This is a genomic window from Moorena sp. SIOASIH (assembly GCF_010671925.1).
Lineage (GTDB): Bacteria > Cyanobacteriota > Cyanobacteriia > Cyanobacteriales > Coleofasciculaceae > Moorena.
On record NZ_JAAHIH010000001.1, the window covers coordinates 884,510 to 908,397 of the forward strand.

The 23,888-nt window shown below is 42.9% G+C and carries 20 protein-coding genes; 10 read left to right on the forward strand and 10 right to left on the reverse strand.

The window, feature by feature from the left end; all coding sequences use genetic code 11:
• Positions 1–3: 3 nt before the first annotated feature.
• Together F6J90_RS03910 and F6J90_RS03915 are read left to right on the forward strand one after the other, a co-directional pair.
• On the forward strand, positions 4–1,848 hold the full coding sequence (locus F6J90_RS03910; protein ID WP_293091174.1) for a pentapeptide repeat-containing protein: 1,845 nt from the start codon (positions 4–6) through the stop codon (positions 1,846–1,848).
• Positions 1,829–2,056: a hypothetical protein gene (locus tag F6J90_RS03915; RefSeq protein WP_293091175.1), complete on the forward strand. Its 228-nt coding sequence runs from the start codon at positions 1,829–1,831 to the stop codon at positions 2,054–2,056. The genes F6J90_RS03910 and F6J90_RS03915 overlap by 20 nt, the downstream gene beginning before the upstream one ends.
• Here F6J90_RS03915 and F6J90_RS03920 read toward each other — a convergent pair.
• Both F6J90_RS03920 and F6J90_RS03925 read right to left on the reverse strand, forming a co-directional pair.
• Positions 2,053–2,766 (reverse strand): DUF2259 domain-containing protein, encoded by a 714-nt coding sequence (locus F6J90_RS03920; protein ID WP_293091176.1) that lies wholly within the window; start codon positions 2,764–2,766, stop codon positions 2,053–2,055. The two genes, F6J90_RS03915 and F6J90_RS03920, sit on opposite strands and share 4 nt — an antisense overlap.
• Positions 2,767–2,867: 101 nt before the next feature.
• Entirely contained in the window at positions 2,868–3,284 is a 417-nt protein-coding gene (locus F6J90_RS03925; RefSeq protein ID WP_293091177.1) for a helix-turn-helix domain-containing protein, read from the reverse strand.
• A gap of 564 nt (positions 3,285–3,848) precedes the next feature.
• Here F6J90_RS03925 and F6J90_RS03930 point away from each other — a divergent pair.
• The gene (locus F6J90_RS03930; protein WP_293091178.1) at positions 3,849–4,436 is read left to right on the forward strand and encodes a hypothetical protein; all 588 of its coding nucleotides are present in this window, start codon (positions 3,849–3,851) and stop codon (positions 4,434–4,436) included.
• A complete protein-coding gene (locus tag F6J90_RS03935; protein WP_293091179.1) occupies positions 4,433–4,744 on the forward strand; it encodes a helix-turn-helix domain-containing protein in 312 nt (103 codons plus the stop codon). The genes F6J90_RS03930 and F6J90_RS03935 overlap by 4 nt, the downstream gene beginning before the upstream one ends.
• A gap of 180 nt (positions 4,745–4,924) precedes the next feature.
• Here F6J90_RS03935 and F6J90_RS03940 read toward each other — a convergent pair whose 3' ends face one another.
• Complete coding sequence (locus F6J90_RS03940; protein ID WP_293091180.1) at positions 4,925–5,329, reverse strand: Spy/CpxP family protein refolding chaperone; 405 nt, start codon at positions 5,327–5,329, stop codon at positions 4,925–4,927.
• Between the two features lie 222 nt (positions 5,330–5,551).
• Here F6J90_RS03940 and F6J90_RS03945 point away from each other — a divergent pair, with 222 nt between their 5' ends.
• The 6 genes from F6J90_RS03945 to F6J90_RS03970 all read left to right on the forward strand — a co-directional run bounded on the left by F6J90_RS03945 (position 5,552) and on the right by F6J90_RS03970 (position 15,605).
• The gene (locus tag F6J90_RS03945) at positions 5,552–6,790 is read left to right on the forward strand and encodes a sensor histidine kinase (RefSeq protein ID WP_293091181.1); all 1,239 of its coding nucleotides are present in this window, start codon (positions 5,552–5,554) and stop codon (positions 6,788–6,790) included.
• 254 nt (positions 6,791–7,044) lie between these two features.
• Entirely contained in the window at positions 7,045–7,677 is a 633-nt protein-coding gene (locus F6J90_RS03950; protein WP_293091182.1) for a response regulator transcription factor, read from the forward strand.
• A gap of 401 nt (positions 7,678–8,078) precedes the next feature.
• Positions 8,079–8,204 carry a hypothetical protein gene (locus tag F6J90_RS03955; protein WP_293091183.1) on the forward strand — a complete coding sequence of 42 codons (126 nt, stop codon included), beginning with the start codon at positions 8,079–8,081 and terminating at the stop codon, positions 8,202–8,204.
• A gap of 1,418 nt (positions 8,205–9,622) precedes the next feature.
• Positions 9,623–10,486, forward strand: a complete 864-nt coding sequence (locus F6J90_RS03960; RefSeq protein ID WP_293091184.1) for a hypothetical protein — start codon at positions 9,623–9,625, stop codon at positions 10,484–10,486.
• An 89-nt stretch (positions 10,487–10,575) separates the two neighbouring features.
• Positions 10,576–12,588 carry an AAA family ATPase gene (locus tag F6J90_RS03965; RefSeq protein ID WP_293091185.1) on the forward strand — a complete coding sequence of 671 codons (2,013 nt, stop codon included), beginning with the start codon at positions 10,576–10,578 and terminating at the stop codon, positions 12,586–12,588.
• A gap of 275 nt (positions 12,589–12,863) precedes the next feature.
• The gene (locus F6J90_RS03970; protein ID WP_293091186.1) at positions 12,864–15,605 is read left to right on the forward strand and encodes a DNA translocase FtsK; all 2,742 of its coding nucleotides are present in this window, start codon (positions 12,864–12,866) and stop codon (positions 15,603–15,605) included.
• 79 nt (positions 15,606–15,684) lie between these two features.
• Here F6J90_RS03970 and F6J90_RS03975 read toward each other — a convergent pair whose 3' ends face one another.
• The 7 genes from F6J90_RS03975 to priA form a co-directional block, all read right to left on the reverse strand.
• Entirely contained in the window at positions 15,685–16,413 is a 729-nt protein-coding gene (locus tag F6J90_RS03975; protein WP_366513680.1) for a formylglycine-generating enzyme family protein, read from the reverse strand.
• Positions 16,414–16,590: 177 nt separating this feature from the next.
• Positions 16,591–16,716: a hypothetical protein gene (locus F6J90_RS43415; RefSeq protein WP_366513681.1), complete on the reverse strand. Its 126-nt coding sequence runs from the start codon at positions 16,714–16,716 to the stop codon at positions 16,591–16,593.
• Between the two features lie 3 nt (positions 16,717–16,719).
• Entirely contained in the window at positions 16,720–17,124 is a 405-nt protein-coding gene (locus F6J90_RS03980) for an effector-associated domain EAD1-containing protein (protein WP_293091187.1), read from the reverse strand.
• A gap of 98 nt (positions 17,125–17,222) precedes the next feature.
• Positions 17,223–19,421 (reverse strand): SUMF1/EgtB/PvdO family nonheme iron enzyme, encoded by a 2,199-nt coding sequence (locus F6J90_RS03985; RefSeq protein ID WP_293091188.1) that lies wholly within the window; start codon positions 19,419–19,421, stop codon positions 17,223–17,225.
• 208 nt (positions 19,422–19,629) lie between these two features.
• A complete protein-coding gene (locus F6J90_RS03990; protein ID WP_293091189.1) occupies positions 19,630–20,004 on the reverse strand; it encodes a trypco2 family protein in 375 nt (124 codons plus the stop codon).
• A gap of 238 nt (positions 20,005–20,242) precedes the next feature.
• On the reverse strand, positions 20,243–20,737 hold the full coding sequence (locus tag F6J90_RS03995; protein ID WP_293091190.1) for a hypothetical protein: 495 nt from the start codon (positions 20,735–20,737) through the stop codon (positions 20,243–20,245).
• Positions 20,738–21,302: 565 nt separating this feature from the next.
• Positions 21,303–23,888 (reverse strand): primosomal protein N', encoded by a 2,586-nt coding sequence (gene priA / locus F6J90_RS04000; RefSeq protein ID WP_293091191.1) that lies wholly within the window; start codon positions 23,886–23,888, stop codon positions 21,303–21,305.

Here is a 23,888-nt window from a genome sequence, read left to right on the forward strand (position 1 = left end):
CATATGAATACTGAGGAAATTCAGTCACAATATTCCCTTGGGGAAAGAGATTTTAGTGGAGCTGACTTAAGTCAAGTCAACCTCAGCCAGGTAAACCTGGAACGGGTAATTTTATGGCGAGCCGACCTCAGTCAGGCAATTCTTACTGGGACTAATCTCAGTAGCGCTGATCTCTGGGGAGCTAATTTGAGAGAAGCCAACTTAAGTCAAGCTGTTTTATGTGGTGCTAATCTGGGTGAGGCAGACTTGAGCGATGCTATTCTACACTTAACTAACCTCCATACTACACTATACAATTTTTCCACTAAGTTTCCCCCAAATTTCGACCCTACCAAGGCAGGAGCTTATTTAATTGCCCCCGAAGCTTTACTAACGGAAGCTAACTTGAGTGGGGTAGATCTCAGTCAGACCAATTTAAAGGGTGCGAATTTGACCAGAGCTGACCTCTGGAAAACTAACCTCAAAGGCGCTGATCTCAAACAAGCTAATCTAACCCGTGCTTGCTTAATTGGGGCTGACTTGCAGGATGTTGACCTAACAGGAGCTAATTTGAACCGGTCCAATCTGATGGGGGCAAACCTGAAGGGTGCTAAGCTTCTAAATGCAACCCTGAGCGCTATACTCTACGACGAAACCACTCAGTTTCCTGAAGATTTTGATCCAGTTAAAACAGGAGGACATTTAATTGCTCCTGGTGTATCTCTACCAAGGGCTAACCTGAGTCAGTCAAACCTCAGTGGCGTGGATTTAAGTGAAGCAGACTTATCCCAAGTTGACCTAAGTCAGGGTCACTTTTTCGGTATATCTTTGCTCAGAGCTAATTTAAGGAAAGCCAATTTAAGAGGAGTTCAATTCTGGGAAGCGGATCTACGAGAAGCCGATCTACAGGAAGCGGATTTGCGGGGAGCGGACTTATGGTTGAGCCTAGTTAGTGGCGCGGATTTCAGGGGAGCAGATTTAAGGAGAGTTCACTTGTTTGGAGTAGATCTATCCGCCACTAATCTCGAAGGGGTTAACCTCAAAGGAGCAATTTATAACCAAGAGACTAAATTTCCTGAAGATTTTGACCCCACAGCCCATGGCGCATATCTAATTGCTCCGGATGTGTCTCTGTGTGGGCTAAATCTTCAGGGGGCTGACCTCAGAGGAGCTGACTTGAGTAGGGCAGATTTGAGGAAAGTTAGCCTGTTCGGGGCAGATCTTTTCTCGGTTAACCTTGAAGGAGTGAATTTGCTCGGAGCGCTCTACGACGAAGCCACTCGATTTCCAGAAGGGTTTGACCCCAGCCAACACGGAGCGTACTTAATTGCCCCCGGTGTATCATTTTCAGATCAAGAGTTCAGTGGGACTGATCTGGGGGGAGCTAACTTTAGTAAGGTGAATTTGCTTGGTGCAGATCTGCGCAGTGCTAATCTTGAGGATGCTAAATTTGAGCGATCGCTTTATAACCAAACTACTCAATTTCCGGAAGGGTTTGATCCTAGGAAGTTGGGAGCATATTGCATTGTCCCTCTTGCTTCCCTGTCAGGGCGAGATTTGAGTGGAGCCAACTTAGGAGGAGTAGACCTGAGTCAAGCTGACCTACGTGGGGCTAATCTGAGTCAAGTTGACCTTTGGGGGGCAAACCTCAGTCAGGCAAACTTGGCAGGGGCTAATTTGACAGGTGCTTATCTGTTAGGGGTAAATTTAATTGGTGCTGACTTAACCAAGGCAACCCTAAGTGGTGCTAATCTCCATGGGGCAGAACTTAAGGATACTAAACTGACTGGGGTAGACCTGAGTAATGTTGATTTGAGCAATACCTTTATGAGAGGGGCAATTATGCCTGATGGCACGCTTCACAACTAAGCTGTTAGAAGGCAAAAGGCAAAAGGCAAAAGGCAAAAGGCAGAAGGCAAAAGGCAGAAGGCAAAAGGCAAAAGGCAAAAGGCAGAAGGCAGAAGGCAAAAGGCAAAAGGCAAAAGGCAAAAGGCAAAAGGCAAAAGGCAAAAGGCAGAAGGCAGAAGGCAAAAGGCAGAAGGCAAAAGGCAAAAGGCAAAATGCCAAAGTAGTTTAGATGGGAAAACTCTGAACGAAGGTTGTCTGAAAGTCAGCGTTATAGGTGGCTTGGTGGAGATTTATCAGTACAACTATGTTCTGTCTATTGGGGGATAAGCGAATTTCTCTGATCGAATATTTCCTGATAGCTTCACGGTAATTGTTTAGTTTACCTAGGGTGAGTTGGCGATAATTGTAATTAATCACTAGCTGCATTGATGCCCGGTCTATATTAGACATTCCTCCAGATAAAACCGAGGGAATATAAATTTGTTCTAAACGAATCTCTAGTGGGTCTTTTTCTTTATCCACCAATACCTTAACTGTTTCAGTGCCATTGGGTTGAATGGAACGCTCGATAATTGGCAGTTTTAGTCCTACTTTTAGTTGATTGAGTCCTAAGCTCCGTCTTATTCTTTGGGTTTTCCTGAGTAAGCTATCTTCAGCCTCTTTAGGAGTGAGATTGGAATCCGAGTAGTTATAGTTAGTTTCTAGACAACCCTTCTTGACACAAGCGTTAGTGGCTACATCGACAATTTGGATTTTGGCGGTAGGAACCTTTGTGACATGGTTTCTAGCACTTTCCAGATAAATATAGCTGCGGCTATCTAGGGAAAAACCTGACAATCGACGATTGGTTTTGACAATAAGTGCTAATCCCTCCTCCCCAAGGAATAGTAGAAAGAAGCTAGCAACCAACAAACTTGAATATAAATAAAAGCGTTTCATCCGACTTCCCTGATTTTTTAACCAGTGATGATGTTTGTCTGGAGTATAGCGTTTCCTAGTCTAATCAGGTAGATGGTCTAGTCAGGTAAGCTGTTACTAAATCAAATTACTTTAAAATCAGAGATAGTCTCAATCCACACCCTTGCTCCACATTTGAGGGGATCATCGGGGCGATACATGACTCTACATGGTCCATTGACTTCCACGGTATGACCGTAAATATTCTGAGCACCCCGTTTTACGGTAATCACAGGGTTGCGCTCCCCGGTCTTGAGATTGTTGCGAATTACCCTCTGGTTAACGTGAATCACAGCTTTAGTGTACTCTCTGCGCTTTGACCAATTCCGCTTGGGACCGCGAGTGCCAGGAGTGACTACTGGCATGCCATCAAACAGAGGAATCACCCAAGTTCTACCCACTTTATAGGCTCCTTTAACTCTGCCTTTGCTCAGAAGGTAACGGACGCGAGTGGCGGAAACACCTAGTAAATCAGCGGCTTGTGCGGTAGAAATCATCATGGGGAGTTAACCATTGCGTTAACGATACTGTTATATTAACATAATTTTGGATAAGATGCAAGGAATGAGATTTTAGGTATTAATTACTAGGTGTAGTCAATTTGGTGAGCAGGGAACAGGGAACAGGGAACAGGGAACAGGGAACAGGGAATAGGGAAAAAATTCTGTATAGTGCGATCGCATGATTTGAACTCACCTCAGTTCCAGGTTTCCAAAAAACTATTGCATTAGCGCACCGATAAGTCCAGTGGGTGCCGATATCTTTGGCTAATAGTATTAATAACTAGGACAGTAGGAGTGCTGGCATTCCAGGCATTACCCTAGTTCCAAGTTTCCAAAAAACTATTGCATTGGCGCACCCATAAGTCAAATGGGTGGCGCTATAGAAAATTTTCTCCAACCACTTTACAAATGGTTAAACTTACTATAATATCATAAATAGGTTGATACAGCAAGTCCACCGAGACGAGCCGTAACCAACCGGGAGCGAGATGGCAGACCCATAGCTTTGCCCGGCAAGGTCTGCCACTGGCTCTTGGAATCAAGAAGGCCACTTCTATAATAATGACAAATTATCCAAACAACGATCCACAGACACACAACCAAAGCTGTGCCAAAGCCCAGGTCGATGGATACCAGCAAGCTCTTAACGACTTTGGCATCACTGAATTACTCGCGAAGCTCAGCCATTGCAGTGAAACTGGCTTCCATACCAGGCTACCGATCCAGCCCATTGAAGCTGATGCCATTGCTGCAGTACTAATTCAGCAACTTACTACCAGTCTCAACCCTAGCTGGCTAGCTCCCTATCTCCATGGCTTTCATCACCAAGGAGACATCCTGAGTGACCTAGTTACTCTGGAACTCAAGCAGTTACCAAAGTCAACAGCACTGCCAGAAGACTTTCCGGATCATCCTCCTGCTTCCTGTTTTGATATTGGTGAACGCATCTACTGGAAAGCCCTAGCTCAGACTGATACTGACTTCGGTATCGTGATTGGCAAATTCTACAACTGGGCAAATCATTGTTGTTGCTGGATGTGGTGCTATCTGATTTTGCTGGATTCTGAATCTCCAAGTGCCCTTTGGACAGTAACAGATATAGCCTGGGAAAACCATTTGCTTTCTTTAGCGCTGGAGGTGGCATCATGAGTAAACCTGATTCGTCTTTAACTCAGGCAAAACAAGAGCTAATTAAACAATACAGCTCCTGTCAACTCGGGATGACACCAACGGAATTCTACAGCAAATGGCCAGTGACTCACTCAATGATGGCCATGATTTGCTCTCGTTCGGTGGCGACAGTGGGACGGTGGTTTAGCCGAGGTCGTAATTATCTGCGGCCTCAACCATCGGACTTGCGTCATCTGGCTCTGATGGATTTTTTGTTGGAGCATTTTGAGGAGATTCCCGAAGAACTGCGGAACTTGCTTTGTCCCCCAAATCACGATCAGTGCTGACAGCTGACCGCTGAATGCTTACAATAAAACTTGTTAATTGTTAATGGTTTTTAAATTAACACTTAACAATTAGGTGCGACCCGTGGCGAATTTAATTCGCCAAGGTCAAGCGCACCTTTAACAAGTTAGATCGAGAGAGTTGGTAATTTGTATTACAAGGATAATCTAGCCCTAGAAAAATCACCTTCCAAATCCGCCTTTACCTCGACGTGAGCGCATTTCTTGACGAATTTGTTGGCGCTGTTCCTCGGTGAGAATACCCCTCATATCTTCTCGTGCTGACTTGTGAATCTCGCGCATTTGGTCTCGCTGCTCTTCAGAGAGATTCATACCCTCCCTTGCTTCTCGGAGTTGACGGCGCAGTGTTTTTATAGTTTGGAACCGCCGTTTTTGCTCGGGAGTGAGAATATCCTCAATTTTAGCTTCAGTATTGTTACGGATGTCCTCAAACTGCTCTTTTTGTTGGTCAGTGATGTTAAGTTTGGAGAAAAATGGAGGCATTCCTTCGGCGTTAACTGCCATGGGAAAAGTAGTGAGGGTAATTGCTGCGATACCTGCAAATAGAGAAAAGCGCTTGATATTCATGATGTTCATTTGTTTTTATTTTTAACTGTTTTGACGTGAGCTGATTTCTGTTTGATGTCTCTATCCTAAAAAGGGCTAGGGTGAAACCACATGAGGCAAAAGACCTGAATTCCTCTAGGACTTTAGTCCTAGGCTAGATATGACCAATGGGTCTTGCTTTACCTTTGACACATGGATTAAGGTTGTTGGTTGTTTGTTATTGGTTGTTTACAACAATTGTGAATGCGCCATCCTATTCAAATTACTAACCACCCAATTCGATTTTTGCTCTACCTGGAGTGGATACTGCTGATCATTACCGCTTTGGTGGAATTACTAAAACTTCCTTTTCCCCCGCTACCTAGGTCGCCACTACTCAATTTAGTTTGCCTGGGAGTATTTGGGTTAATGGGATTGAGATTACCAACAAATCAGCCTATTTATAAGATACTTTACACCGCCGCCGAAATTGGGGTAATTATCTTAGCGTCCATAGTGGGACACATTCGGCTGTTGCAACTGATGTTAATTATATTAGTTGTTCGCAACTGTTTTATCTTTGAGTTCCAAGGTCGCTTAGTGATGACTGGATTTGCGGTTATATTATTCCTAATGAGGCAAATGGTTCGATTTCAGCATCATGCTATGAGGCATCGTCCTCGGTTTAGACCACCTCCTGTGTTCAGAGAACCACCGACAGGGTTGATTCCGGAGCGATTACTATTTATATTATTGAGTTCTGTCTTGATATTTGTATTGGTCTTAATCGTTTTGCAGCTATTAGTGGATACTGTACTTTCAGAACGAAAAAGTCGGGAAGACCTGGCACAGGCTAATGCTCAACTGCGTGACTATGCCCTCCGGATTGAAGATATTGCTACGCTGCAAGAACGTAACCGTATTGCTCGGGAAATTCATGACTCCTTAGGACATTCTTTAACTGTATTCAATTTACACCTGGAAGCGGCTTTAAGACTATTACAATCTGACCCTGCTGAAGCCAAAGAATTTATATTAGAAGCGAAACAACTGGGTAAAACTGCTCTGAAGGATGTACGTCAATCCGTTGCTTCCTTGCGTTTAAATCCGTTACAAGAGCAATCTCTAGAAAATGCGATCGCATCCCTAATCGACGATTTCCAAAAGTCCACAGCCATCTCACCTACATGCCATCTTAACCTAAAGCGTTCAATCCCTGGCGACATCAAAATCGCAGTTTACCGTATTGTCCAAGAAGGGTTGACAAATATCTTTAAATATGCTAAGCCTACTGAAGTAGACATCCAAATTCAGACAGCAACAGATTTACAATTAATTATTAAAGACAACGGTATTGGATTTTCCCTCAACCAGAACACAACCGGTTTTGGTTTACAAGGAATGCGAGAACGCACCCAAGCCTTAGGAGGAACCTTTAAAATTGAGACAGCACCAGGAGCTGGCTGCAAAATTATCGCTCATTTTCCTTTACCAAAGGTTTAAGGTATAGCGTTTTTAGTTGAGATGTAACCATATCGCAAAGGGAACAGGGAACAGGGAACAGGGAACAGGGTAAAGAGTCAGGATTTTTATTGGAAAATAAAAAAATATCATACAGGTTTACATCTCAAATACAAACGCTATATCTAGCAATCATAAATTAATTGCGATAATTTTTTACCCTACTCCCTACTCCCTACTCCCTAAAAATAAGTACCTCACAGAATTGACAACTACTATATAATTATTCATCCTTGATGATTCGTATTTTAATCGTAGATGACCAGAGTCTAATTCGGCGTGGATTAAAAGCCTTGCTGAAGTTAGAAGAAGACTTACAGGTAGTCGGTGAAGCCGAGAATGGACAAACGGCAATTAGTCTGGTAAAAACTTTACAGCCAGATGTTATACTAATGGATATTCGGATGCCTGTCATGGATGGCGTTGCTGCAACTCGGGAAATTTGTCAGCAATTCCCAGATACAAAGGTATTAGTACTAACTACTTTTGATGATGACCAGTACGTTACCCAAGCCATACAGTGCGGAGCAGCCGGATATTTGCTGAAGGATACCCCTCCAGAAGAATTAGCTCAGTCAATTCGAGCGGTTCAAAAAGGGTATACTCAGTTAGGCCCTGGTATCGGCAAAAAAGTCGCTACTCAAATGCGAGACCCAACTCCTAGCCCACCTCCGGGTTGGGAGGAACTAACTCCCAGAGAGCAGGAAATTTTACGACTAATTGCTACCGGTGCTAGCAACCGAGAGATTGCTCAGACGTTGTATATTTCTGAGAAGACAGTGAAAAACCACGTTACTCATATTTTGAGTCGGTTGAATGTACGCGATCGCACTCAAGCAGCAATTTTAGCAAACTCTATGTTGGGGTAGTTCACTGATAATTGATTATGAGCTAGCATTTGTAAGCTGTCAGCCGTCAGCTGTCAGCTGTCAGCTTTATTAATTCCTGACAGCAGACCTAACAGAGATTAAACGAATGCTTACCTGTTTTATTCAAAAGCTCGCACCTAAAGTAGCGTGCCACAGGCCCAAAGCTGATAGCTGAATGCTTACTATAATTTATAAATAGCTGTAAGTATTCAGCCGTCAGCTATCAGCCGTCAGCTTATTTTATTCAAAAGCTGTTCGGTGTAGCGTGCGCTATGGGCAGAAAATGTTCCCGTAGCGTGGCCACAGACCTTTGGCTGAGAGCTGATAGCTGAGAGCTGATAGCTGAGAGCTGATAGCTGAGAGCTGATAGCTGAATGCTTACAAATAGCTCATGAACAATATTGCTGATTTCTGATAACATCAAAATATTTATTACTGTTACCTGCTCCCTGTTCCCTGTTACCTGCTCCCTGTTCCCTGCTCCCTACTCACTACTCCCTACTCCCTACTCCCTTTGCTATATATGAGTTCCTCTTCTCAATCTGAAACTTTAATAATTGCCTACTTTTTTGGCGCTCTTCTCGCTATCACCGTTATGGTTTACTTGCTCAGAGGTTTTGGTATTATTACCTTTCTTCCTGGTGGTATCCTGTGGCTATTGATATTGTTATCGATTGGTACAGGACTAGTTTACGGGGTTCAGAAAACTCGACGTTATTAGGGGAATAGGGAGTAGGGAGTAGGGAGTAGGGAGTAGGGATAATAAAATGGACTGTAGCTTAGGTATCAGCATTTCGGGTATCAGCGTTTTGAGAGTTTTCCGTGAATACTCATGTACTAGCGACTTTCAGTTGATATGATCTCACGATAATTACCCTTAATAAAAATTTCCCCATCTCCCCATCTCCCTATCTCCCCACACCTCCCAGCCTCCCTACCCTCCCCGCGCCTCCTTAATTATGGGTATTCAACCAGACTTGAGATAAGTCTAAATATCGGTAAGGATTGACCCTAGTACGGCACGACGGAATTGACACTCCCCGTCTTAAAAGAACGGGGATTCCCAGATCTACGATCGGCCTTAAACCTTTGTGTCTTAATCTTTGACGCCGCCAAGAACTAAGCAGTATCTAAACCTGAATCCCGTCAAGACCAAGATTCTAGTTTAGTTCACAAAAGACCCAGCGGGCTAATCTCCTTGGGCGTTTAGTAACAAGCTTGAGAAGTGCCTTATGAAGTCCGTTTCTCCTCTGCTTCACCTGGTTCCGGCGTGCCCCGCCGTACCGTTTTATTCTCAAACTGTGATGCAGCTGGGTTCACACACCGATTGGTAGTCGTTCGCGTAGCGTGGCCTACGGCCAATGATTGGGTTTTTAAGGAGGACTTTCCCTACCCTCCGGGCATTACTACTTTAAGGTCGAGCAGTGGCGGGTCTCTGACCCGGTTGCGCTTCGGTTTTTCAGCCTGTACCCTTTAACCATATTATACCAAATGAAATTGAAAAGTGCCAACTAAAAGCCGTCCTAGAAGGACGGGGTTTTAGACCCAAAGTTTTTGATAAAGATACTGTAAGCATTCAGCGGTCAGCCGTCAGCCGTCAGCTTTCTGTGGTCAGCCGTCAGCTTATTTTATTCAAAAACTGTTCCCCTAGCGTGGCCAAGAGCTTACCGTGGCCATAGGCCAAGGCCAAGCGTGTGCGTAGCGCATAACCTGAGAGCTAAGAGCTGATAGCTGAATGCTGATAGCTGAATGCTTACAAGATACTATTGAAAAAAGCGAAAGGCTTATATAATAATAATTCTGCTCAGAGCTGATAGTTAAGGGCTGATCGCCCGTCCGCTGAGGGCTGACAGTAGAATCTATTGCGAAAATCCTTGACTACTACGTGGTTATAAGCAATAGAGTTAGGTTAATCTTAAACAAAAGTGAGGTAACGACAATCAACATGGAAGCTATTGAACTCGAAGTCAGCCAACTAAAATTTTTACTGAAGCTACTGAGCAAACCGGATTATCGGGCATTGATTACGGAAGCGAAACCCAATTCTAAAACCTCAGCGGGGGAACGAGATCGAATTTGTCGGGAGTTATGCGATCGCAATTTGATTGACTCTAATCAAGAAATCACAAAAATTCAGATCACTGATGCAGGCAAGGAACTTCTAAACCAAGATCAGGCTGAAGTACCAATGAGCACGAAAGAACGCAAAATTATCAAAGCCTGTGAAACAGAACCGACTACTCCCGCCAAGACAAACGTTAAGCCTGCTAAGACCCGAAAGGAAATCATGGAAGGTTTGATAGAACGGGGTTATATCACAGTAGCAGAAACTAAATTCAAAGATGTCTGGATTACTGAAACCGGTATTGAGTACCTATTAAATAATTATAAACCCGTTGGTCGTGGCAATATCAATCTGTCTAAAACCATGCTAGCGGATTATATTGATTTCCTGCGGAAACAGCTGCCAAACTCAACAACTACAAACTCAGAAACAATCTCAGAATCAGATGGCAATTCAGCTCCGACTCTAGTCAATGCCCCTAATAATGAAGAAATATTACAAATTATCAAGGATTTAGACCAAGAACTGGGTACGGAAAACTATTTGCCACTGTTTCATTTGCGCCAAAAGTTACAACCGCCTTTGTCTAGGGAAGAATTAGATAAAGCACTGTATAGCTTGCAAGCAGAGGATAAAATTGATCTGAGTGCTTTGGAAGAAGCTAACATGTATACAGAGGAACAAATTGAAGCTGGTATTCCTCAAAATACCGGGGGGAGGCTATTTTTCATTATGGTGCAGTAAAGTATGATAAACTAACCTAAGGCTTCAAGCTAAGGCTTCCCAATTGTTAATCCTCTATCCTTTTCCACTCTATAGATCTAATTTTAGAGATGGCAACGATCCAGGAAATAATTCAACAAGCTCCAAACCCGTTTGACACCGTGACCTTTACTACGGGTAATTTTTGGGAAGATCCAGACAATGGAGCTGTTAATGTCAAATCGATTCATCAAGATGAAATTAATCAGATAACCACCACCCTCAGTGCGGTGACTCAAGACCATCGACCCCGCACTATCTTACTGGCTGGTGATCCTGGTGCGGGGAAAAGTTATCTGTTAAAACGGCTCAAACAGCAGCTCAATCAAGACGCCTTTTTTGCTTATATCGGTCCTTGGGCAAATAGCGATCGCATCTGGCGCTATATCCTCAGGGAAACCGTTGAAAGTCTGCTCAAAATCCCAGAAGGAGAACAAGAGTCTCAGTTACTGCTGTGGCTCAAGAGTCTCCCGGTCTTTAAAAAAACCGGCTGGCTCCGGAATGAGCGACAACAGTTTATTGGTGACCTCAGAGCTACCTATCCAACCGGAATTCATAGAAATAAGGAATTTTTTGGAGTCCTCTATGAACTAACTAATCCAGAACGATATCACTTGGCTTATCAATGGTTAAGGGGAGAAGATTTAGATGAAGATGATTTGGAAACCCTTCGGGTCAGAGGCTCTATAGATAACGAAGACGATGCTCAGAACATCTTAATCAACTTCGGGAGAATTTCTTCATACACCAAGCCAATTGTGCTGTGTTTTGACCAATTGGATAATATTCCTCGTTTGCCTGATGGTTATCTGGATCTAGAAGCTCTGTTTAATGTCAACTCTACCCTCCATACTCGCTATCCCAATAACATGCTGATTATAATCAGCATGATTAGCAATACCTTGAGACGGAATCAAAAACAAATTAAACCCGCTAATATTGCTAGACTTAATCATAAAATTCTGCTCAAAAGGATTACCCTAGAGCAAGCAGAATCCCTTTGGGCAAACCGACTATATTCGTTACATCAGCAAGCTGATCAAAAACCAATTTTACCGATTTATCCTTTAACTCGGCAAGACCTCGAAAAAGCATTTCCTGGTGGCAAAACTACTCCTCGGGAGACATTGACCCTGGGAAATCAGCTAATTGAAAGATATAAAACTCAGATAGTTAATAGTTCAGATCCATCAACCAAGACTAAATCAACTAGTCAAGATGATACCGCTGGTAAATCAATACCGAGAGCAGAAAAAGCCTTAGCTTCATTTAAATGGAAGTGGCAAAAAGAATTTCAAAAAACTGAGCAGAAAATTACCCGAATCGGAACAAATTATGAACCTGAATTGATTAAGATGTTACGAGAGGCATTAGAAGCTCTGGAGGTCAAGGATGTTAAATCAAACTTTTTGTCAGGTAGTTTTGCCAGTTATTCCCTAAGTTACCAGCTGCCATCATCCCAGGAACGGATCGGATTAGTCTGGGGAGAAACTACTAATGGTAACAGCTTTTATCATCTGATGAATGCCTGTGATAAAGCTATTCAAGGCAATCGCTGTCAAACCTTATACCTAATTCGCTATACAGAAGTTAAAAAACGTGGTCTTAAGGGGGACAAACTCTACAGCAAACTATTCAATGGTTCTGGCCATATTCACCTCAAATTAGAAGACCTCTCCTCTGTCTATTACTTAGCTACTTATCATAGCTTAGTTAATCAAGCTTTTTCCCAAGAGTTAGTGCTTGCTGATACAATACTAACACTGCCAGAGTTACAAGATATAATCCGAAAATCGTTAATTTTGCAGGATTGTCCCTTACTACAAGAGTTGAATATTTTTCCTAGTAAGGTTAACGATACTCAACTTGTTACCAAGCCGGTTAAGGAATTTGTGATAAATCTGCTCAAACAGAATCAAATTATTGGTCATAATGTTTTAATTAAAACTACTCAGAATAAATTGACTTCCATCAAGGAAATAGCAATTCACCAAGGAATTAAGGAACTGTCTCAGGAAAATAAAATTAAACTTCTCCCTGTGGATGGTTCCCTAGATAAACAATTAGTATGTTTGGTACCGTAAGCTATCAGCAATCAGCAATCAGCAATCAGCTATCAGCAATCAGCTATCAGCAATCAGCTATCAGTTATCAGTTATCAGCTATCAGCTATCAGCTATCAGCTATCAGCTATCAGCTATCAGCAATCAGCTATCAGCTATCAGCTATCACAGGCTAGAAGCCTGTGCCACACTACTTGAGGTGCCATTGGCCAAAGACTGACGGCTGACCGCTGACGGCTGACCGCTGACGGCTAAAGATTATTCTACCATAGCTAAAATTCGGATAACAAGCGCCAATGTACCTGACTCAACCAGCCCAGATCCGAAAGTTAATCCTGAATTTATCAGCAGCAAAAATTCTCTGGTTAGATACAGAAATTGCTGATTGGGATACCCCTAATCCGAGATTATCTCTGATTCAGGTATTGGCTGATCCGACAGATACAAATGGTGAAAAAGCTTACATTTTAGATGTATTAGACAAACCGGAAGTAGTGATAGACTTTGTTAACTATATTATGGTCAATCCTAACATTGAAAAAGTCTTTCACAACGCTAGTTTTGATTTACGGTATCTAGGGGGTAAAGAGCAAGCTAATAATGTTACCTGTACCTATAAAATAGCGAGAAAGCTGACCAATAAGAAACTGTCTAATCCATTAGAGGTATCCAATAGTAAATTAAAAACACTAGCGCTAGAACTATGCCATTTCGCCAATGTCGATACAGACGAACAAAGCAGTGATTGGGGCAAACGTCCGCTAACCGAAAAACAGCTAAAGTATGCAAAACTGGATACAGTGTATCTAGCCCATGTCCATCGCCGCTTACTAGAAATTGCCAAAAATAGCTCGAATCCAGAGCAGATGGTCACCAGAAAATCACGGACGCAACAATCAGAATCCCCTGGCTTCAGTGTTACCCAAGTTAGGGTAGCCCTTGAATGTCCTCGCTTATTTTATTTGAGTCATCACTTTGGTGGAAAAACCCTATTTATACCACCATCCAACTCACCAGGTATTGGGACAGTATTCCATCAGCTATGTCAACAGTCTACTGACACACTCCAGCAAGATTCCCGATTTCAAGCTTTATTTTCTCCCACAGCAAGTCAGCTAGACCTAGGCCAGATTAGCTCTAAGATCCAAGCGCTACTGTATGAGCTAGTGGTTTTCCCTCAAATCGATGACTTAGAGATAGCCTCCCTACTTCCACTGTGGCAAGGATTAAAATCACTATTTCCCCATTGGACTCAACTGCTAGTTACTAATCGAGGCTATTGTCAGCCAGAGGAAGTAATTAGTAAAACCTTCGTTGCTCAAGAAATGAACCTCAGTTATAACTTCACTCTTCCTGATGGCACCGAGCAACACGTTAATGGAAAATTTGATAGCTTAATTTTCGACTGTGAACGCGATCGCTATTGTGTCGTAGACTATAAAACCTATCAACCGGTAGATCCATCCGCTAACCTAGCTCAAGTAGCTCTCTATAGTTACATGCTCCACCAAAAAAAAGGAGTAGCAATAGATGCAGCGGTTTATTGTGTTTTACCGGAATTCCAAAAACACTACTATTCCCGGGAAGAGCTAGAGGATACAGTGCATCAGCTCATTCCCCATAAATTACAACAGATGCGGGAATGGCTGACTTGGAAACCTGCCCAGGTCGAAGAGGAGGGAGATGGAGAAAGTAGAAAAAACCATTGCACTCCAGCAATCGATAAGGGCAACCTGGAGCCACCACCACCGACACCACAGCTTCAGCTATGCAACATTTGTCCCCAACAGCAGACCTGTCAAACCTTTTTTGAGGAGGTGAAAACTGAGCAAAAGCCAGTCAAGGCACCATCCCGCAAAATTCCTGAGACTGAGCAAAAGTCGGTTAAGCCACGTACCGCTAAAACTCGTAATCCTGAGCAAAAGCCAGTCAAGGCACCATCCCAAGCAACTCCTGAGACTGATCAGATCGGGCAAAAATTGGTGAGTACTCTAGAAGGCTTTAACATTAGTGTCGATTATGTCAACGCAACAGTTGCTCCAGCATTTGTCCGGATCAAGCTAAAACCCAATCGTGGGGTAAAAGTCATATCTATACAGAATCGCTCCAAGGATTTAAAAGTACACTTAGGTCTGGATAATCCTCCGCTGATTACTCCGAAAGCTGGGTATGTCAGTGTGGATTTACCACGGAAGGATGAGGATAGAGAAGTAGCTAGATTTGATGACTATATCCAGCTTACAGCAAATTCCGCCCCCCTAACCCCCCAATCTTGGGGGGAAATTGAGTTAAAGTCTCCCAGGATTGCGGTTGGAGTAAATTTAGATGGGAAATTGGTAGAGGCGGATTTATCGGATCCTAATACCTGTCACTTTTTGGTAGGGGGCACAACCGGAAGTGGCAAGAGTGAATTTTTGCGATCGCTTCTGCTATCCCTACTTTATAACCATTCTGCTGAACAGCTCAAAATTGCTCTAGTTGATCCCAAGCGCGTCACTTTCCCAGAATTTGAGCAAATGCCATGGTTGCTGTCACCAATCGTTAAAGATAGCGATCGCGCTATCGAACTGATGGAGCAATTAGTTGATGAAATGGAGCAGCGTTACCGGAAATTTGAACAAGCCAAGTGTCCTCACCTGGATGCTTATAATCAGCAATTGAGTAATAAACAAAACCTAGCTTTACCTCGGATAGTTTGTATTTTTGACGAATATGCTGACTTCATGGCAGAAAAAGAAATCCGCAAAGAGTTAGAATTAAGCATTAAGCGTTTAGGAGCCAAAGCTAGAGCAGCTGGGATTCATTTGATTGTTGCTACTCAACGGCCAGATGCTAACGTTGTTACTCCGATTATTCGCTCTAATTTACCAGGGCGAATTGCTTTACGCACAGCGTCTGAAGCCGACTCAAAGATTATTTTTGGTGGCAGCAACACTGAAGCAGCTTATTTGTTGGGTAAGGGAGATTTATTATATCAAAAGGGTGGTAAGTTAGAGCGATTGCAGAGTTTGTTTGCTGAGACAATTAAATTGCCTTGATCGTAAGCATTAAGCAGTCAGCCGTCAGCCGTCAGCTAATAGCTCATGCTACGGGAACAACCGTCAGCCATAACACACCCTACTCAACACCCCGAGCCACACGAAAACCGACATTGGTTTTGATGGCATCGCGCGTGAAATTGTAGTCGCGTTGGGCAGAACGGCAATGAATAGGAGAGCTGGTCCAGGACCCGCCCCGCAGAATATATTTAGTATGATTACTAGTAGGTTTAGTCCAGACACTCCCATCTGTAGGAGGATCTCCTTTGTAATTATCATGCCTTGGATCCGCACACCACTCCCAAAGATTGCCGTGCATATCGTATAAGCCAAAGCCGTTGGGGGGAAAAATTCCTACGTCGGTGGTTTCTTCTCGATATTTCCATTCTTCTTCCTCTGCATAAGTAAAGTCACCGTTATAGTTAGCTAATTTACTGGTTATGGTCTCTCCATAATGGAATGGTGTGGTAGTTCCTGCTCTACAAGCGTATTCCCATTCCGCTTCACTGGGTAATCTGTATTCCGTTCCTGTATGTTTAGAGAGGCGATCGCAAAATTCCACCGCATCGTACCAGCTTACTTGCTCTACTGGTCGCTTCTCTCCTTTAAATATCGAAGGGTCTGGCTTTAAGTCCCGGTTAACTTTTGGGAGTTTGGCCACAGCTCGCCATTGCGCTTGGGTTACCAGATATTTGCCCAGGAAGAAGGGTTGGATGGTTACTTGGTGTTGAGGTCTTTCAGTTTCATCACTCCCCCTCTCAGTTTCCGGGGAACCCATTAAGAAGGTTCCGGCTGGGATATACACCATGTCTAGGTCTACTCCATTCCCCAGATCTTGAGTGAAATAATCCGCTTGCTGGGATTTTCGGTTGATTATTGCTCCTCTACGGTTAACTGTTACTACTTGAAAGGAAAACTGCTTTAAACCTTTTGGCTCTGCCGTTTGTTTGTAAACTAATAAATTAGAAATGTCATTGGCATTTTTTTATAACCATTGCTTTAGTTGCTCAGCCTCTGACTTAGGAATATTTCCATTTACTAATAAACGATCGACAAATTTTACAATAAATTTTTCATCATCATTTCGTTGATGTATATGTATATGATCCAAATTTTATAGAATTTCATAAAAAGTGTTAGGATTTTTATTTTGACAATCGGGACAACAATCTCTGTAAGACTTTTGCATTTGTTTTATCAAGTTTTTTTCTAAAGGAATCAATATATTGATTAAACTAGTGGTAATTTTGAAATTTTCCTCAATCGCTTTTAATTTAGCATTATTTTGATTTTGTTTAAGTGCTCTATCAATTAATTCTTCTAACTGATTGTAAGCCTGACAATACATTATTAATTTGTGAACTATTGCCTTTAAATTTCCACCGCTAGCAACCTCGTTCAGATTTATATTTAATTCAAAAAGCACCATCATTTCTAAGTCAGTTTTATCAGGAAAAGCACTACACAGTGCTTCGTTTATCTTTTTGAGTAGATAACCAAGGGTATGTCCAGTATTCATTGATGGTTAGTTCAAGACCTTATTTTCCGGCGGGCAGGATGCCCGCTCTACTGCTATTAATTCAAAGACTGACGCAACGCCATAAAAAGGGCAAAGGGCTAAATCTTCCCAACACTCTGAGCCACACGAAATCCGACCTTGACGAAGATGAAAACGCTCAGTTTAAAGAGGTTAAAGTGGTCGGAGTAGTCGGAGCGGAAGGCAGAACGGCAATCCCCAGCCTCGGTGTTCCACGAGCCGCCCCGCATAATATAATAATTAAAAGGATTATGTTTTTTACTCCAGACACTCGCATCTGTAGGGGCTCCTTTGTAATTATCATGGAAAGGATCCGCACACCATTCCCAAACATTTCCGTGCATATCGTATAAGCCAAAGCTGTTGGGAGGAAAACTTCTTACTGGGGTGGTTTTTCTTCGATACTCCCCTTTTTTTTCCTTTGCATAAGTATCGGAAGCCTTATAATTAGCTAATTCACTGGTTATAGTCTCTCCATAATGGAATGGTGTGGTAGTTCCGGCTCTACAGGCATATTCCCATTCTGCTTCACTGGGTAATCTGTATTGCTTTCCTGTATATTTAGAAAGGCGATCGCAAAATTCCACTGCATCGAACCAGGTTACTCGCTCTACTGGTCGATTCTCTCCTTTAAATTCAGAGGGGTCTGGATCTAAGTCATGTTTAACTTTTGGGAGGTTTTGAACCACAGCTTTCCATTGCGCCTGGGTTACCTGATATTTCCCCAGGAAAAAGGGTGGGATGGTTACTTGGTGTTGAGGTCTTTCCCTGTCATCAATCCACCTCTCTCTTATCGAGGAACCCATTGAGAAGCGTCCTGCTGGGATATACACCATATCTAGGGGGTCTACTCCATTGCCCAGATCTTGAGTAAAATAACTTGCTTGTTTATTTTCTCGCTCGCTTATTAATCCTTTACCGTTAACTGTTACTACTTCAAAGGAAAACTGCTTTAGACCTTCTGGATGTTGCCCATTACCAAATAACTTCCCCCCCTTTTTATCAGACCAACGTAGGTAAAGCACTGGGCGATACCATTGGTTTCCCTCTCTACCCATTTGAGCCTGTCCCATACTAACAGCAGTAGTTAGGACTTTTTTGTTCCCTAATGCTCGATAAAACCGCTCTGCAAAAGCAGTTGCCCCTTTTACGGTAACATTGTATTGCATAGCTACCACTGCTGGAATCTGTTGCTCTATCAATTTTTGAGCCACACCGTTGAACACAGAATCGCTTCCCAGTGCCTTCCCCGTTTGACAAGCACTCATAACCACCAAACGAATGCCTTGGTCTGGTTTTTGTTCTAAATCAAGATTACTTTTTTGAATCAGCTCACTAATTTCTGTAGCACTAATATAATCGGCCTCTTTAGTACTATCTTTTTGGTTAGGTTTAAACAGTAAGTAACCTTGGGGAGATGGATCTAAAGGATAGCCACATTTTCGGCATTCCTTCGCTGTGAGATCGTCATGGATAGTACGGCATTGCTCTTGATTGCAACGTTTACCGAAAAAGCCATGACCATCGAAGTGAATGAGATGAGGCGTTTTGTCTTCAGAGATTTGGGTGAGGTAATCTCCAAATTCTTTGAAAGTCGGAGATTTTAGGGTTTCTACCTCAATTGTGCCTTCTGCTTCAGCTTGTTTGAGTCCTCTTAGTATAGCTGTTTGCTCTTGATAGTCAAGGGAAACTAAACCCATATCTGTATCGCCAACAGGGGATGAGACCAGGAAAACCTTGATTTTGTTTACTGGTGGAAGTTCAGGTATTTTTTGGACAAAGCCAATTAACCGTGAAAAAGTCACTTGTCGTCCAGCCAGAAATCCGCGATCGTCGCAAGCTAATTCCCAAGGATAATCCGGTAAACGTCCTCTCTGGTCAATTTTTTCATTAAATTGAATTTGAATATGTAGTTGTTCCCCTTTATCAAGGCTCCCTAACATTATAGTTAATAAATCCCTGCCATCTCCTGGGGGAAAAAGAGTGTTATAGATATCTTTTCCAATCTTCTTTAATAGTTGGGTATCGAAATGATTACCCTCTGAAGTAAGCCACCCTTGCTTTTTCATCCATTCTACTTCTTCCTCATAAAAGTTATTGGATTTAAAAGCTACAGCACCAAGGGCGTCAATCATAGTAGTTCGCCATTGCTTTCTATTTTCAAAAAAGGGTAAACGGGAATGATAATCTGCATGACCAGCTTCTCCATAGGCATAAATTTGGATTTCTCCTGGCTCTGCACTTCTGGGTACGGTTAAAAATAATGTCAGTAGTTTCATTATCTAAGGTGTTTTGCCTGGGAACTAGATATGAATGAAATCAACTAAAAACTATAGATATCTATCAAATTTTGCCTTTTGCCTCTCGCTGAATCTCACTTCTGCTGTTTGACCCGAGCAACTTTTTGACAAATGAATATAAGATGCACCCTTTGCTTTTTGCCTTTGGCCTTGCTAAAACGGATTTTAAATTTTCAGCTTAGCTTTTCTATATCGATTTTCCACTTTTACCTTTGATCGTTCCCTCTATACTGTTGTTGATTGAGGGAAGAACAGTTCCTGGATATAAATCTTGACAGTATCGCTTCATTTCCTCTTTACTATACAACGGCGATAGTTTAACCTTCACTTTTTGAAGTGAATCCTGACCAACTCCACCACTAGCTTCTGCTCCACCAACGGATAAAACATTCATTTTAATGCCAGCTTTTCCTTCTCTTTTCAGGGTTACTTGAAGCTCTAGTTCAACTGATTCCACAAAAAGAAAAGGAGCTGTTTTATTTTTTGCAGGTGTTAGTAATTCCCCTTTGACTTGCTCAACCAATTCCGCAAGTCCAATCGAACTATTTCCGTTATCAGTCATGACTATATTGTAGTTTAGTGTTTAAGGTGAATCTAAATTTTTCTAGATTAATGAGACCTTGATGTAACAGGCATCTTGCTTATTACAGCTAGGCCCAATGCAGTGCGTTACGGGATGGACTTTTGTAAAACTGGCTACCAATAAAATTCTGCGATCCCTTCCCTAACGCACCTAATGCACCCTATGCACCCTACGCACCTTACGAACAGCTGATAACAAATAGCTGATAGCTTAACTATTACCCCCATACTAACACAGCATACACTCCATAGATAAAATAAACACTAAATACAATCGCAATAATAATTCGAGACTTCATGGAAGTGTGGCGTCTCCACAATACAAAGCATCCCACTATAACAGCCAACACTTCTAGGGGAGCAAAGATATGACCATAATGACGAGAATCCCAATAAGACACAGGGCTTTCAAAGCGCCAGTTTGACAATGGAAAAAAGTGACGGTGGGCATCGTCAGCATGGAGAGGAAAATCTCCTAACCCATGAAGAGCCATGCTAACAAACATAGCAATCAGAAACGTTTGACGAAAATAGTAGGCTAACAACCCACCTATTAGTATCAATGGAAAAGAATTGAAAATATCGAAAAATACTTGCCAGTTTGGGTTATAATAAGATTCAGACCAGATTACGTTTTCAGGAATTCCTCTGAGGAGTTTCTCATATACGTAAAAAATTACCATTGGTAAATCCGGTAACATGGCACCGAACACAATTGGAAAATTATTTTCGGGCTTTCTTTTTTTTCCTAAAATTAGGAGATTGACGATGGCGTGAGCAGGAGTATTCACAAATAAGGGAGTAGGGAGTAGGGAGTAGGGAGTAGGGAGTAGGGAGTAGGGAGTAGGGAGTAGGGAGTAGGGAATCGGGAATCGGGAATCGGGAATCGGGAATCGGGAATTAAGAATTAAGAATTAAGAATTGGGAATTGGGAATCGGGAATCGGGAATCGGGAATAGAAATTATCACAATTTATTTAGGTTCCCTATAACTTTCAACTTTGAACTTTCAACTTTGAACTTTCAACTTTCAACTTTCAACTTTGAACTTTCAACTTTGAACTTTCAACTTTCAACTTTCAACTTTCAACTTTCAACTTTCAACTTTCAACTTTCAACTTTCAACCTTCAACTTTCAACTTTCAACCTACTCTCAACCTTCAACCTTCAACCTTTCAACCTTCAACCTTCAACCAACCTTAAGCCTTCAACCTACTTTCAACCTTCAACCTACTTTAAACCTTCAACCAACTTTAAACCTTCAACTAACTTATACTTTTCAGCTTATATTCAACGGATTAACATCAATAGTCAAGCTAATATCTGGAGGACACATATCCTGCAATTCCCGCCAATTCAGTAACCTTGCGGGCACAGTAGGAGGAAACTTCAGCAAAATCTGCCATCGATAGCGACGAGCAACCCGGATTACACTAGCTGGTGCTGGTCCTAGGATATCGTATTCGGCTTCAGGAGTATCTAAGCTGTCGGCTAAATCCTCCGCTACCTTCTCTACGGCCACAGGATCTAATCCACTTATGCGCAACAGAATCAAATCACCATAAGGGGGATAGTTCAGTGCTGCCCGTTGTTCCAATTCGTCCGAGATAAACGACTGATAATTATGAGTTTTGACAGCCTGAATCACAGGATGCTCTGGGGAATAAGTTTGAATAATCACCTGACCAGGGTCATCCCCACGACCGGCACGACCTGCCACCTGAGTTAAGGTTTGGAATGCCCGCTCGGATGCTCTATAGTCTGACAAATACAGTAGTCCATCTGCTGCTACTACTCCCACCAGTGTGACCTGAGCCAGATCTAATCCTTTGGTCAGCATTTGGGTTCCCACCAACAAGTCAGCTTCCCGATTAGCGAATTGAGTTAACAAAGTGCGATGAGCATTCTTGGTACGAGTGGTATCACTATCAAATCGGATAATTCGCAACTCTGGAAACAGCTTCGCCAAATCTTGAACAACCCGCTGAGTACCACTACCGAAAAATTTCAGGTAGGGAGAACTACATTCTGGACAACTACGGGGATGGAGTTGTCCGAAATTGCAATAGTGGCACCGCAATACTTGAGTAGCGCCTTCATGAGTATAGTGATAGGACAAGGAAACATCACAATTAGGGCATTCCAACACATGACCGCAACTACGACAAGACACAAAAGTACTATGTCCCCTGCGGGGGATAAATAAAATCCCTTGTTTCTCTTGTTCCTTTAGTCGTCTCAAGCGGTCTTGGAGAGAACGGCTAAAAATCGACCGATTCCCAGCTTGTAACTCCTGCCTCATATCCACAATTTCTACTGGTGGCAGGGGTCTTGATTGAATCCGTTCCGGTAGGGATAAGTAATGCGTGCTAAGTTCTGGATGCTGAGGAGGTGAACAGGTAAAGGGTTGAACCTCAGGAGCTGAAGAAGTCAGGGGATTAATTTCATTACCGATTTGACCATCTCTCGCTCCCCCCATCACCTTAAGACTGACCCAGCTTTCCACCGAAGGAGTAGCTGAACCTAAAATAAGGGGACAATTTTCTAATTCTGCTCGCCACTGGGCAACGGTGCGAGCGTGGTAGGTAGGAATAGGTTGGTCTTGCTTGAAGCTAGAGTCGTGTTCTTCATCTAAAACGATTAATCCCAACTGGGGCAAAGGGGCAAAAACAGCAGAACGAGTGCCAATCACCACTTGTGGCTCACCTGGGATCATCTGTCGCCAGGTATCATAGCGCTCCCCTTTATTCAAGGCACTGTGGTAAACCCGAACTTTGTCACCAAAGCGAGCCCGGAAACGGTCAGTAATTTGAGGAGTTAAACCAATTTCCGGCACCAACACCAAAGCGGATTTCCCTTGCGCTAGGATTGGTGCGATCGCTTGTAGATAGACCTCCGTTTTCCCAGACCCAGTCACCCCATGCAACAGCACTTGGGCAAAGCCATCAATATTATTAATCAGGTCTAATGCATGGGATTGCGCATTTGTCAAGTTTTTTGGGGCATCTGTAGCCATGGTTGGTGAAGTAGCACTGCGCAATACTTCCCTAGGCTCAATCACCACATATCCCTTATCTTCCCATGAACTTATAGTTGAGGAACTAACATTACAAATTTGTGATAGTTCACTCAACCACAAATCCCCCCCACGACGGCGTAGCACCTCCAATACTTCCCGTTGCCGTCGAGTCAGATCAGACCGATTGAGATTAGCCACCAGAGTCACAGCTTTCTTCAGCTTAGGACGAGTTGGCTTAGGAGCTTCCAGATAACTTTCCACCCAACCTCGCTTGAGCAGATGACGTAATCCTGCTTTAGCCCCCTTTACCTGACGTTGGAGGTATTGCCAGCTGTAATCCCCATGGGGTTTAGCCTGGAGAATCTCCAAAATCTTACTTGCGGCTGAATTATTGACGAAGACATGAGCCTCTTTAGGCAAAACCGAGGAATTGAGGCGAATTCGACGCTGCGATCGCCCCAACAGTCCCGGAGGTAAAGCAGACCGAATCACTTGGATTAGAGGGGTGCAGTAGTACTGAGCCACCCGCTCTAACAGTTGGCAGTAGGAACTTGGAAAGAAACCGGGACTGATCACCTCCTCTACGTCCTTAATTTTCTCCAGTGGTAAGTTTGGGGGTGGAGAGTCTACAATCCGAATAGCGATCGCTCCTAGCTGTTGAGTCCCGAATGACACACTCAGAACATCTCCAGGATTGATTGAAACATCCAATGGATTACGATAAGTATATATACCTTGAACTCCTGGACAATCTACTAGGACTTCAACCCACTTTTCTTGGCCACCACCAGAAAAGTAAAGTGCTCTAGGCTCAGCTAACAGTAGACCTAAAGGAGGATTAGACAT